We start from the raw sequence: 12476 nt of genomic DNA, 5'->3' as shown, positions 1-12476 counted from the left end.
GCGTGCCTGAGGGGGATACCGTCTGGAACACCGCCCGCGTGCTGCACCGTGCGCTCGCCGGCGGCCGGCTCACCGCGTCGGACTTCCGGGTGCCGCAGCTCGCCACGACCGATCTCGCCGGCTGGACCGTGCTGGAGGCGGTGAGCCGCGGCAAGCACCTGCTGTTGCGGATGCGCCACCCGGACGGCGACCGCGACCACACGCTCCACTCGCACCTGCGGATGGACGGGGCCTGGCGGGCGTACGCGCCGGGCGAGCGCTGGGGGGCCCGCCCGGCCCATCTGATCCGGGTGGTGCTGCGGACGGCCGACGCGGTCGCCGTCGGCTACCACCTGCACGACCTGGCGCTGGTGCCGCGCGCCGACGAGGAGCGCCTCGTCGGACACCTCGGCCCCGATGTGCTCGGCCCCGACTGGGACCCGGCCGAGGCGGTGCGCCGGATCGCCGCCCACCCGCGGCAGAGCATCGCCGAGGCCCTGCTCGACCAGCGCAACCTCGCCGGGATCGGCAACCTCTACAAGGCCGAGACGCTGTTCCTCCGCGGCGTCTGGCCGTGGACCTCCGTCGCCGAGGTCGCCGACCTGCCGACCATCGTGGCCGCGGGGCAGCGCCTGGTCGCCGCCAACCGCGGGCGCTGGACGCAGAGCACCACCGGCTCCCTGCGCAAGGGCGAAACGACGTACGTGTACGGTCGCCGCGGTCGCCCCTGTCGCCGGTGCGGGACGTTGATCGAGAAGGCCGAGCAGGATGAGCGGATCACCTTCTGGTGCCCGCGCTGCCAGCCCCGTCCAGGCTGACCCGTACGTCGGGGCCGCGAAGAGGTTTCCGGCGGCCCGTACGCCCCGCAGGTTGCCGGCGAGCAGCAGCGCGATCACCGCCAGGCGCATCGGCACCGTCAGTGGCCGCAACGTCGGCAGGGCCGAGGTGATCGCGGCGATGCCGGAGGCGACCGACACCGACACGGTGAGGATGTAGTCCGCCATCAGGCCGGCCGCCGCGGTCAGCGCCGGGCGGGAGCCGAGATTGTCGCTGGCCACCAGGTAGGAGCCGGCGCCGTGCGGATAGGCGGTGACGGCTCGGTCCGGGCACGCCACTTCTTCCATTGCCGGTATGGCGTCAGGTGGGCCTCGTTGTCAGGAGACAGCATGGGAGGTCGATAGGTCCCGCTGATCTGACGACGCTTCCGTCCCGGCGGCCTGCTCGGCCGGGAGCGGCTCGCCCGGTCCGGCGGCGTGCCGCCAGCACAGCACGCCCAGCAGGAGGAGGCCGAGCGTCGCGGACAGGATCGGCAGCACCGAGCCGACCTGCGGGTGCCAGCTGCCGACGAACGGGTTGTAGAAGCTGAGGTAGGGGTTCTTCGGGATGCCGCGCTGAAAGCGGACCATGGCCACCTGGAGCGCGTGGAGCTGGATGGGCAGCGTGACGACGACGACGAATCTGGTGATCAGGCGGGCACGCGTCGCGGTGATGGCGCCGCGCTGTTCGATGACCCAGGCGGCGAGTAGGAGCGCGCCACTGAGTGTCGGCAGCAGGTAGCGGCCCTGGTTGACGAAGCCGACCCGGGTGGCGCCGTTCATCTCCGTGATCGCCGCGACCGCAACGGTGCCGCCGATGACGATGAGCAGCCGGGCGCGGTCCAGGCGGGACCCGACGACGAGAGCGACCAGCAGCAGCGCGGCTACCGGAAACTCCCAGAGCAGGTAGGCCGGCCCGAACATGTAGGCGTTGACCCAGCTCAGCACTCCCACCATCTGGTGGACGAGGTACGGCCAGCGCTCAAGCTCGATGAGGAAGATCTGATCATCGTCGAGCTGGACGTTGACCCGGAACGTGGCGAGCACGGTGGATTTCATGATCAAAATCCACAGCACGGACGCGACCCCGGCCCCCGCCACGACAAGGACACCCCAGCGCAGCGCCACCGGCCGGAGCACCTGCCTGAAGGTGCGGAGCCGCAATGGCAGCAGCAGGGCAAAGGCGCCAAGCGCGAGCCAGACCGGGCCGCCACTGCGTACCGTGACGAGGACGACGGCGCTGACGACGGTGACGCAGACCAGCCAGGTCGGCGGGCGTTCCCGGGCGGCGCCGATCAGCAACGGGATGGCCGAGGCGAAGAACGCGATACCCGCCGCGATTTCCACACCGTTGGGGTTGATAGCGCCGGAAATGCTGATGGCCATCGGCGTGGCGCCCAACAGCAGCGCGCCGAGCATGAGCCGGTGCCGGGAGTACTGCACGACGCTCACCAGGGCGGCCGCGAGCAGCGCCGCTGCCAGGGCCGCGCTGATCAGCCGAGCCAGGATGACTCCTGTCATGTTCGGCCAGATCTTGATCGGACCGCCGACGAGGGCGTAGTAGGCGGGGTTGTACCGACCGGCCGGGTTACCGAACCGGACCAGGGTGGACGGGAAAGTGCGATCCCGGGTACACGCGGCGGATCTATCCGGGAACGTTCTCCAGCAGTTCGACACGTAGAGGTTGTTTGGCCCCCACTGGTAGGCGCCGGTGCCGCCGACTGCGGCGGCCGGTTCGGGCGCGATGTCCCCACTCGCCACCTGGTACGCGCGCAGCGTATGCCAGGACTCGTCGCCGCTGCCGTCGTACGGCGCAGCCAGGGCCCAGCCACCGATAGTCAGGCCGAAGCCGACGAATGCGAGGAACCAGAGCCGAAGCGGCCGGCTGCCGGTATTGCCTCCAGGACGAGGTAACCGGACATACGTCGACCGAAGCTGCGCGAACACGGTGCGACGGTAGCAGAGCAATCCGGTAAGTAAGGATATTTACGACTTGCGACAAGCAGCGGAAGCTGTGCACCACGCATAACTGGCATAGCGGCTGTGCAGATACGGCGAAGGGTGCGGCAGTTGCCTGCCGCACCCTTCGCCGCGTTGCCTGCTAGAGGTACTGACCCGTGTTGGTGGCGGTCTCTGTCGACCGGCCCGACTCCGCTCCCTTGCCGCCCGACACGAGCATGCGGATGTAGACGATCCGCTCGCCCTTCTTGCCCGAGATACGGGCCCAGTCGTCCGGGTTGGTCGTGTTCGGCAGGTCCTCGTTCTCACGGAACTCGTCGACGCAGGCGTCCAGGAGGTGCTGCAGGCGCAGCCCCTCCTGGCCGTTGGACAGGAAGTCCTTGATGGCCATCTTCTTGCCCCGGTCGACGATGTTCTGGATCATCGCGCCCGAGTTGAAGTCCTTGAAGTACAGGACCTCCTTGCTCGCCGGGATCGGCAACCTCTACAAGGCCGAGACGCTGTTCCTCCGCGGCGTCTGGCCGTGGACCTCCGTCGCCGAGGTCGCCGACCTGCCGACCATCGTGGCCGCAGGGCAGCGCCTGGTCGCCGCCAACCGCGGGCGCTGGACGCAGAGCACCACCGGCTCCCTGCGCAAGGGCGAAACGACGTACGTGTACGGTCGCCGCGGTCGCCCCTGTCGCCGGTGCGGGACGTTGATCGAGAAGGCCGAGCAGGATGAGCGGATCACCTTCTGGTGCCCGCGCTGCCAGCCCCGTCCAGGCTGACCCGTCAGTCGCGGAAGACATGGATCGGCACGCTGGTGATCACGACGCCGGGCAACTGCCGCACGGCGACGCGCAGACGCCGGCCGGTGCCGCTGCGGAGCAGCCGTTGCCACCAGTGCGGGACGACGACCTCGGGGACGATCACGGTGACCGCCAGGTCCGGCCGGAGCGCGTGCAGCGCCTCGAAGTAGTGCGCCAGCAGTGGAATGATCGCCCGGTACGGGGACACGATGATCTCCAGCCGCAGATGGTCACCCCAGTCCGTCCACTCCTGGCGGAAGCGGTCGGCCTCCTCCTCCTCCGGGCTGATGTGCACGGCGAAGGTCGGCTGGCCCAGCGATGCCGCGTACGCCAGCGCGCGCAGCGCCGCGAGGTCGAGCCGGGCGACCGGCACGACCACCAGATGCCGCACCTCCTGCGGAGTGTCCTCGATCTCCTGCTGCCCCTCGCCGTCGGACTCCCTGCCTCGGGAGGGTTCGGCGGGCGCACCGTCGGACGGGTAGGCAGGCGGTTCGGGAGGCGCGGGTGCGGGTCGCTGCGGGAGCACCGGCTGTACGGAGCCGCGCGGCGGCCCTCGCAGCGACAGCGCCGCCCCTACCTTGTCGTAGTGGCGGCGGATCCGCAGGAAGAGCAGGATCAGCAGCGGCACGGTGACGAGCACGACCCAGGCGCCCTCGTGAAACTTGGTGACGGCGGCAATGATCAGCACCAGACCCGACAGCACGGCGCCGAAGGCGTTGATGGCCATGCTCCGGCGCCAATGGGCGCCGCGCACCCGACGCCAGTGGATCACCATCCCGGTCTGCGAGAGGGTGAAGGCCAGAAAGACCCCGACCGCGTAGAGCGGGATCAGCGACTCGGTGACACCGTGGAAGGCAACGAAGATCACCGCCGCCGGCACAGCCAGCGCCGCGATGCCGTTGCGGAAGGCGAGCCGATCCCCCATGTGCAGGAAGATCCGGGGGACGTACCCGTCGCGGGCGACGAAGTAGAGCAGCCGCGGGAAATCGTTGAACGCGGTGTTCGCGGCGAGCAGCAGGACCAGCGCGGTGGTCGCCTGGACGTAGGCGTAGAGCGGCGCCGGCAACGTCCGGTCGGCCAGCTGCGACAGCAGCGTCTCCTCCGGCCCGGGAACCACCCCGTAGAGGTGGCTGAGCAGGGTCAGCCCGGAGAACAGCACCACGAGCAGGGCGATCATCCAGGTCAGCGTGGTGCGGGCGTTGCGCCACTCCGACGGCCGGAAGATGGGGACGGCGTTGGAAACCGCCTCGATGCCGGTCATCGAGACCGCCCCCGAGGCGAACGCGCGGAGCACGAGGAGGACTCCGATCCCCTCGGTCGCCGTCACGTCCGGCGGGGGTACGGGGACGAAGCCGCGCCGCGCCGCCTGCGCCAGACCGAAACCGAACAGGACGACGACCGCGAGGATGAAGGCGTACGTCGGGGCCGCGAAGAGGTTTCCGGCTGCCCGTATGCCCCGCAGGTTGCCGGCGAGCAGCAGCGCGATCACCGCCAGGCCCATCGGCACGGTCAACGGCCGCAACGTCGGCAGGGCCGAGGTGATCGCGGCGATGCCGGAGGCGACGGACACCGACACGGTGAGGATGTAGTCCACCATCAGGCCGGCCGCCGCGGTCAGCGCCGGGCGGGGGCCGAGATTGTCGCTGGCCACCAGGTAGGAGCCGGCGCCGTGCGGATAGGCGGTGACGGTCTGCCGGTACGACAGCCCCACCGCGATCATCATGACCACCAGCACCCCGGCGATCGGCAGCGACAGGCCGAGCGCGGCGGTCCCCGCCAGCACCAGGACGGTGAGCATGGCCTCCGGGCCGTACGCCACCGAGGAGAGCAGGTCCGAGGAGAGCACCGGCAGGGCGACGAGCTTGCGCATCCGCTCCTGGACGACGGCGGCGCTGGCCAACGGCGGACCGAGCACGAGCCGGCGGGCGCGGGTGAGGACGCGGCCGGCTCGCGACTGGGGCACCGTCGCCGACTCGGTCGCCACCAACTGGTCGGGCTCCTCGGCCCGGAACATCTCGACCGGGGCGAGGCGAGCAAAGCGACTGGGCGCGGGGGTGCCGCTGTAGCGGCCCAGATCCGGGTCGAGCGGCAGCGGAGTGGTCTGCCCCTGCAGCACGGCGCCCCATTGCCGGCCGGCTTGCCGCAGCGCCTCCCGCTCCTCCTCACCGGGCGGGGGGAACTCCGCCGACGGGCTGAGCGTGCGGCTCGGGGTGGCCTCTTCGTCCTGCTCACCCATGTGCCGCCCCCTACAAGATCGAAACGATCTTGGATTTGTCGCCAACCACGAGACGGTGATCTCGGGGCGGGGGGTGCGCCGGGGGGTGTGTGAGCCGAGGCCGGGGACTACGTCGGGGTGTGCAGCGGATGGGTGCACTCGCCGCGCAGTTCGGCAAGGCCGGCGGCGACGCCGTGCAGCAGGTCACTGGCCTCGGTGAGGCGGGAGACCGCGGGATGCTCGCTGGCCGAGCGCCCGTCTTCGGCGATGTAGCTGGCCGCCGCCGCGACCAGCCGCTCGTAGGCCGTCACTCCCCCGTCGAGTTGGTCGACGAGCGTGCGATGCGCCCGCTCCAGGTCGGGCCGGGCGTCGACGGGCGCGAAGCGGAGCGCCTTCTCGACGCTCGCCACCCGCTGCGCGAGGTCCCGCAACGACCGCTCGGCGATCGCCGCCTCCAGCGCGGCCGGCTCGGCCGGACCGGAAAGGCGGCCGGCGAGCCCGGTCAGGGTCAACGACGCCCGGTCGAGCCGCGCCCAGGGACCTGCGGCCGCCGAGCCGCGCAGGATGAACCGGGCGTGCTGCCGGCGTAGCTCATCGATCGCCGCCCGGCCGGCCGGCACCCGCCGCACGGTGGCGAGCAGCCGGGCCCGGGCCTGGTCGGCCGCGAGGGTCGGATCGGGCGCGGACGGCGGCGCCTGCGCGGTCAGCCCGCGCAGGTCGGACCAGCGCCACAGGGCGAGCGTCAGGGAACTCCCGGCGGCCGCCGCCCACGCCGCGTCCGCAAGCCCGATCCCCGCGTACGGGGTGAGGACCGCCGCCGCGCCACCGAAGCCGCCGGCGAGCACACTCCAGCGCCGGGCGGCACGCCGGACCCGGCGCAACTTACGGAAGTAGCGGGCCCGTGGGTCTGCCACGTCGTGCTCCCTCCCCGCGTTGGCGTCAGCCCCGGTCGGCCACCGCGTCAGCTGGCGGCGCTGGCGTCGCCGGCGTTCTTCTCCTTGGCCATGCTGGCACGCAGTTCGTCGAGGCGCGCCACCCCGGCCGTATCGGCCGCCGCGGCGCCCCGCTCGACGCCGGGTTGCGCCGTCGTTCCGCCGAGCTTCTCCCCGGCCATGCTGGCCCGGATCTGCTCCAGGCGCGACGAACCGGCCATGTCGAGTGACGACTTCTGGATCTCCAGCATGCGGCCCTCGACCGAGTTGCCGGCGAGCTCCGCACGCCCCATGGCGGTCGCGTAGCGTCGCTCGATCTTGTCGCGCACCTCGTCCAGCGACGGCGTGTTGCCGGGCGCGGCGAGCGACGACATGGACTCGAGTGACCGGGCGACGGTCTCCTGCATCTTGGCCTGCTCAAGCTGGCTGAGCAGCTTGGTGCGCTCGGCGAGCTTCTGCTGGAGGATCATCGCGTTGTTCTCCACCGCTCGCCGGGCCTGGCCGGCGGCGGAGAGCGCCTGGTCATGGAGGGACTTGAGGTCCTCCATCGACTGCTCGGCCGCGACCAACTGGGCGGCGAGCGTCTGGGCGGTCTGCTCGTACTTGCCGGCCTCGGCCTCGTCGTTCGACGCGCGCGACCGGTCGGCCAGCACCAGCGCCTGACGCGCCATCGACTGCAGCTTCTCGACCTCGGACATCTGGCGCGACAGCTTCATCTCCAGCTGTCGCTGGTTGCCGATGACCGCCGCCGCCTGCTGCACGAGCGCCTGGTGCTGGCGCTGCGCGTCCTCGATCGCCTGCTGGATCTGCACCTTCGGGTCGGCGTGTTCATCGATCTGCGCGCCGAAGAGCGCCATCAGGTAGCGCCAGCCCTTGACGAACGGGTTCGCCATTTCCGCGGTATCCCCTCAAATCTCAGCGCACTGGTCGACCGCTGAAACGCGGCCCGACCACGGGCAGCGGTGCGGCATTCTCTCCATCGTCCCAGGCCGACGCCAGCTCGTCATCGGGCGTCAGGGGGGATATCCGGGATCGTGCCCCTCCGGAGATCAACCCTACGCGCCACCGGCAACCCGGAGCGAGCACGCCGGGCGGGGCTGGTTGATCGCTCAGGCGGCGCAGACCACGTCGCGGTCGCGTCCCGAGCCGCGGACCCGGCGGGTTGTCCGCAGGGTCGCCTTGAGCGGGGAATCCTGCCGGACGGAGACGGTCACATTGCCGTCGGTCGTGACCTGGCGGACGGGAGCGTCCATCGCCACCGCGCGCACCCCGGCGTCGACCGGTGTCGGGCGGGCGGTCCGCGTCCCGGCGGCCGGCTGCGCGGACTCCTCGGGCAGCCCGGCCAGCACGCCCTGCACCTGCTCGGCCAGCGCGACCGTGTCGCTCACCTCGCTGAGCAGCTCGGAGAGGCGCGCGCCGAGCGCGTCACAGATCGAGGCGAGCAGTTCGCTGGAGGCTTCCTTCTGGCCGCGCTCGACCTCGGAGAGGTAACCGAGACTGACGTTGGCCGCCGTGGAAACCTCGCGTAGAGTGCGCTGCTGACCCTGCCGGCGCGCACGCAGTGCATCGCCGATCACGCGGCGTAGCAGGACCATCGCACCTCCCCCTGACACGGGGCCAGCCGGCGGCTACCGGAGGCTTCCCGCAACCATATCCGCTGCGACGCCGATCGACACCCCGCCCCGCCGGCCCTTTTACCGACCACGACCCGCGCCGCCGGAGCGCCCGACAGGCGCGTGATCACCGGGGCGGTCGTCACCGCGGAGGCGGTCGGCGAGCAGGTGCAGCGCTCCGCGCACCGCCCCGTCCCGCACGACCAGCCGTCCGGGACCGAGCTTCAGCTCGCGTACCGTGCTGCCCTCAGGACCGGCGACCGCGACGTAGACGAGGCCGACCGGCTTGCCGCCCTGCGGCTCAGGGCCCGCCACCCCGGTCGTCGCGAGCGCCCAGTCGGCGCCGCAACGCTCCCGGCACCCCTGGGCGAGCGCCACCGCGACATCGGGATCGACCGGCCCGCGCTCGGCCAGCAGGGCGCTCGGCACCCCCGCCAGGGACGCCTTCAGGTCGGTCGCGTAGACCACCAGCCCGCCGCGGAAGACGGCGCTCACCCCGGCGATGTCGACGATCGCCGTGGCGAGCATCCCCCCGGTCAGCGACTCGACGACGGCCAGGGTCTCCCGGCGCTCGACGAGCGCGTGCACGACCGCGGCGGCCTCGGCACCGAACGGCGGCACGACGTCAGCCGGGGTGGCGCTCATCGGGGAAGCTCTGTCGTGGGCCGGCGGCGCAGTCGCAGCGCCCGCAGCACGTAGTCGAGGCCGGTGACGACGGTCACCACCACAGCCGCGCCCATGATCCACGGGCCGACCGCCGCGAGCGCCGACGGGAACGGCCACAGGTACCAGACGATCGCGAGGATCTGCAGCGCAGTCTTGACCTTGCCACCGCGGCTGGCCGCGATGACTCCGTAGCGGATCACCCAGAACCGGATCGCCGTCACACCGAACTCGCGGACGAGGATCACCACGGTCACCCACCAGGGCAGGTGGTCGTACCAGGAGAGCAGCAACAGGGCCGTGCCCGTCAGCGCCTTGTCGGCGATCGGGTCGGCGACCTTCCCGAACGCCGTGACGAGCCCGAACCGGCGCGCGATCCACCCATCGGCCAGGTCGGTCATGGACGCCACCGCGAAGGTCAGACACGCCACGATCCGCCACCCGGGATGGCTCATCTCCGACGACATGACGAACACCAGGAACACCGGTATCAGCACCAGCCGCAGGGCGGTGAGCGCGTTCGCGGCGTTGACGACCGGCACGGCGCGGACCACGGCGGCGGGGACGGAGACGGGTTCAGTGGTCTCGGTCACGTCGTCACCCCGCCCTGGTCATCGCCGCACCGTCGGCGCGGCGGAGAGCATCTCCTCCGGCACGGCCAGCAGGTCCACGCCCTCCGTGCCGGTCACCGTGGCGCGCACCAGGTCGCCGGGGCGCAGCGCCGCCAGATCCACACCGCCGGCCGGGGGTGCCACCAGGGTCGTCGAGCCGTCGACCTCAGGGGCCTGATGCGCCGCACGCCCCTCGACGATCCCACCCTCGACCGAGTCGACCAACACGTCAACCGTCGTTCCCAGACGGTCCTCGGCGCGCTGCGAGCAGAGCTCATCGGCGAGGGCGCTGAGCTTGTCGTACCGCCGCTTGATCGCTGCCGCGGAAACCTTGCCCGACAGGGACGCCGCCTCGGTGCCGTCCTCGTCGCTGTAGTCGAAGACGCCGATCGCGTCGAGCCGCGCGGCGGTGAGGAAGCGGATCAGCTCGTCGACGTCAGCGCGCGTCTCGCCGGGGAACCCGACGATGAAGTTGCTCCGCGCACCCGCGTCGGGCGCCAGGGCGCGCGCCGACTCCAGCAGCTCGAGGAAGCGGGCGGTGGAACCGAACCGGCGCATCCGGCGCAGCACGGGCTCGCTGGAGTGTTGGAACGACAGATCGAAATAAGGGGCCACCCCGGGGGTGGTGGCGATCGCCTCGACCAGGCCGGGGCGGGTCTCGGCCGGCTGCAGGTAGCTCGCCCGGACCCGGACGATGCCGTCGACCGCGGCGAGCTGCGGCAGCAGCTTCTCCAGCGCCCGCGGGTCACCCAGGTCCTTGCCGTAGGAGGTGGAGTTCTCGCTGACCAGCACCAGCTCCCGCACGCCGGTCTTGGCCAGCCATTCGGCCTCGGCGAGCAGCTCGTCGGGCGTACGCGAGACGAACGCGCCGCGGAACGCCGGGATGGCGCAGAACGAGCAGCGCCGGTCGCAGCCGCTGGCCAGCTTGAGCGACGCGACCGGACCCGTGTCGAGCCGGCGGCGCAGCACGCCGCGCAGATGGGCGGGGGTGTGCTCGTCGACGGTCGCGTGCCCCGGCACCACCACGGCGCTCTCCCGGCGGGAAACCGGGGTCAGCGGCAGCAACTTCCGGCGGTCCCGCGGGGTGTGCGCCGTGACCTGCTCGCCGGCGAGGACCGAGCCGAGCCGGGCCGAGATCTCCGGGTAATCGTCGAAGCCGAGCACGGCCTGCGCCTCCGGGAGGCTGTCCGCGAGCTCACGACCGTAACGCTCCGCCATGCAGCCCGCCGCTACGACCCTGGCGCCCGTCTCGGCGGCGGCGAGCAACGTCTGGATCGAGTCCTGCTTGGCCTTTTCCACGAAGCCGCACGTGTTGACGAGCACCACGTCGGCGCCCTCGCCGTCGGTCGTCACCTGCCAGCCGTCGGCGTGCAGGCGCGCGGCCAGCTCCTCCGAGTCGACCTCGTTGCGGGCGCAGCCGAGCGTGAGTAGTGCGACCCGGCGGCCGTCCGGCGAAGAGGGGGAAGATGCAGACACCACCCGAGGGTACCGGGCCGCGCGGACAACACCGGCGGCTGTCCGTGCGCCAGCGCGCCGGCCGCGGCGCGGGTCACACCGGGACGGCGACGCTCTGCGCCAGCCGGTCCAGCAGGAACACCTCGGTCCCGGCGAGTCCGACCGAACAGAACAGGGTGATCTCGTCGGCGGAGGCCCGGCCGGGGAGCGCGCCGCTGAGGATCGCGCCCAGGTGGCGCATCCGCTCTGCCGCGGGCGTGCCGACAATGATCATCGGCGGCTCGTAGGCCGCCGCCTGCGCCGGCGAGTCGGTGGCGATGACCGCCGCCCGCTCCGGCAGGTCGAGCCCGAACTCGGAGCGCCCGCGCTGCTTGAAGCCGACCGTGTTGACGTGGGTGCCGGGCGCCAGGTCGCGTGCGTCGATCACCGCGGTCCTGCTCGTCGTGGCGAGCACCACGATGTCGCGATCCCGCGTCGCGGCCGCTGCGCTCTCCACCGCCCGGGCCGGCAGACCCAGCTCCGCCCGGACCCGCGCCGCGAACGCCTCGCGGGAGCCGGGCGTACGGGTGTACACCGTCACCTCGCGCAGCGGGCGTACGGCGGCGGCCGCCCAGAGTTGCGTCCAGGCCTGATGACCGGCGCCGATCACCCCGATGGTCGCCGCGTCGGGACGGGCGAGGGCGTCCACCGCCACCCCGCCGATCGCCCCCGTGCGACGCGACCCGATCTCCTCCCCCACGGCGATGGCCCGGATCCCGCCGGAGGCCGCGTCGTGGAGCACGACGAGTTGCTCGCCCTGGCGGTGACCGAACGTGTCGTAGGACCGAAAGCCGTACCACTCGTCGGCCAGCTGCCCGGCCGTCATCACGAGCCGCCCACCGGTGAGCGGGGCGGAGGCACGGGGCGGCGCGACCAGCCGCCCCTCGTGGGCGGCCACGATGGCGGCCCGCATGGCGGCGACCGAGGTCGGCGCGTCGAGACGGGCAGCGACCTCGGCATCGGTGAAGAGCATCGGCATGGGATGCATCCTTCAAGGTGAAGTTCACTTGAGGTCAAGGTGACGGTGAGCTTCCCCACCCGCGGTCGTGGCGACTATCGTGTCCGCGGCGGCGACACCCGCGCCGCCCCGGACGAGAGCGCTGCCGTACCCGGCCTGCAAAGACGGCGCGCGGATAGCCATGACTTTTCTTGACTTCATCGAGATCATCGGCGCGCTCTTCGTGCTCGCCGCATTCGCCGCCACCCAGCTGCGCCGGATGGACCCGCACGCGACCAGCTACCTCGTGCTCAACGTGATCGGCGCCGGCACGCTCGCCGGGATCGCCGTCACGCAGCGCTCCTGGGGGTTCCTCCTGCTGGAGGGGACCTGGGCGATCGTCTCGCTGGTCGCCCTGATCAGCCCCGCGCGCCGGCGCGAGCGGCGCACGGCGCGACACCCCGGCTGAC

General features: G+C 71.9%; 12 protein-coding genes, 2 pseudogenes and 1 riboswitch. Of the genes and pseudogenes, 4 read left to right on the top strand and 10 right to left on the bottom strand.

Translation table 11 applies throughout. The annotated features are described in order from the left end of the window. Positions 1–2 precede the first annotated feature (2 nt). A complete protein-coding gene (locus AB0J06_RS07615; RefSeq protein WP_357425767.1) occupies positions 3–797 on the top strand; it encodes a DNA-formamidopyrimidine glycosylase family protein in 795 nt (264 codons plus the stop codon). A gap of 52 nt (positions 798–849) precedes the next feature. Further along, positions 850–975, top strand: coding sequence for a hypothetical protein (locus AB0J06_RS07610; protein ID WP_357425765.1), 126 nt, complete (start codon positions 850–852; stop codon positions 973–975). Between the two features lie 158 nt (positions 976–1133). Here the strand turns inward: AB0J06_RS07610 and AB0J06_RS07605 are convergent, their stop codons facing one another. Then, positions 1134–2741 carry a DUF2142 domain-containing protein gene (locus AB0J06_RS07605; protein ID WP_357425763.1) on the bottom strand — a complete coding sequence of 536 codons (1608 nt, stop codon included), beginning with the start codon at positions 2739–2741 and terminating at the stop codon, positions 1134–1136. Between the two features lie 154 nt (positions 2742–2895). Next, a pseudogene (locus AB0J06_RS07600) lies at positions 2896–3216 on the bottom strand (proteasome ATPase); the annotation flags it as partial. Position 3217: 1 nt separating this feature from the next. Here AB0J06_RS07600 and AB0J06_RS07595 point away from each other — a divergent pair. Then, positions 3218–3520, top strand: a pseudogene (locus tag AB0J06_RS07595) (zinc finger domain-containing protein); the annotation flags it as partial. Positions 3521–3524: 4 nt separating this feature from the next. Here the strand turns inward: AB0J06_RS07595 and AB0J06_RS07590 are convergent. The 8 genes from AB0J06_RS07590 to AB0J06_RS07555 all read right to left on the bottom strand — a co-directional run bounded on the left by AB0J06_RS07590 (position 3525) and on the right by AB0J06_RS07555 (position 12048). Beyond that, positions 3525–5777 carry an APC family permease gene (locus AB0J06_RS07590; RefSeq protein ID WP_357425761.1) on the bottom strand — a complete coding sequence of 751 codons (2253 nt, stop codon included), beginning with the start codon at positions 5775–5777 and terminating at the stop codon, positions 3525–3527. A gap of 107 nt (positions 5778–5884) precedes the next feature. After that, complete coding sequence (locus AB0J06_RS07585; RefSeq protein ID WP_357425759.1) at positions 5885–6670, bottom strand: hypothetical protein; 786 nt, start codon at positions 6668–6670, stop codon at positions 5885–5887. A gap of 47 nt (positions 6671–6717) precedes the next feature. Next, positions 6718–7581 (bottom strand): PspA/IM30 family protein, encoded by an 864-nt coding sequence (locus AB0J06_RS07580; protein WP_357425757.1) that lies wholly within the window; start codon positions 7579–7581, stop codon positions 6718–6720. 216 nt (positions 7582–7797) lie between these two features. After that, the gene (locus tag AB0J06_RS07575) at positions 7798–8283 is read right to left on the bottom strand and encodes a helix-turn-helix transcriptional regulator (RefSeq protein WP_357425755.1); all 486 of its coding nucleotides are present in this window, start codon (positions 8281–8283) and stop codon (positions 7798–7800) included. A 99-nt stretch (positions 8284–8382) separates the two neighbouring features. Continuing rightward, a complete protein-coding gene (locus AB0J06_RS07570; RefSeq protein WP_357425753.1) occupies positions 8383–8946 on the bottom strand; it encodes a CinA family protein in 564 nt (187 codons plus the stop codon). Continuing rightward, entirely contained in the window at positions 8943–9557 is a 615-nt protein-coding gene (gene pgsA / locus AB0J06_RS07565) for a CDP-diacylglycerol--glycerol-3-phosphate 3-phosphatidyltransferase (RefSeq protein ID WP_357425751.1), read from the bottom strand. The genes AB0J06_RS07570 and pgsA overlap by 4 nt, the downstream gene beginning before the upstream one ends. 18 nt (positions 9558–9575) lie before the next feature. Further along, positions 9576–11054 carry a 30S ribosomal protein S12 methylthiotransferase RimO gene (gene rimO, locus AB0J06_RS07560; protein WP_357425749.1) on the bottom strand — a complete coding sequence of 493 codons (1479 nt, stop codon included), beginning with the start codon at positions 11052–11054 and terminating at the stop codon, positions 9576–9578. A 70-nt stretch (positions 11055–11124) separates the two neighbouring features. Continuing rightward, the gene (locus tag AB0J06_RS07555) at positions 11125–12048 is read right to left on the bottom strand and encodes an ornithine cyclodeaminase family protein (protein ID WP_357425747.1); all 924 of its coding nucleotides are present in this window, start codon (positions 12046–12048) and stop codon (positions 11125–11127) included. A gap of 85 nt (positions 12049–12133) precedes the next feature. Continuing rightward, a riboswitch (guanidine-III (ykkC-III) riboswitch) is annotated at positions 12134–12200 on the top strand. A gap of 8 nt (positions 12201–12208) precedes the next feature. Here AB0J06_RS07555 and AB0J06_RS07550 point away from each other — a divergent pair. Next, on the top strand, positions 12209–12475 hold the full coding sequence (locus AB0J06_RS07550; RefSeq protein WP_357425745.1) for a hypothetical protein: 267 nt from the start codon (positions 12209–12211) through the stop codon (positions 12473–12475). Position 12476: the final 1 nt, after the last annotated feature.

This window comes from Micromonospora sp. NPDC049679, from assembly GCF_040659735.1.
GTDB lineage: Bacteria > Actinomycetota > Actinomycetes > Mycobacteriales > Micromonosporaceae > Micromonospora_I.
Note: the sequence above shows the minus strand (reverse complement) of the source record. Positions and strands in the feature narration are given on the sequence as shown.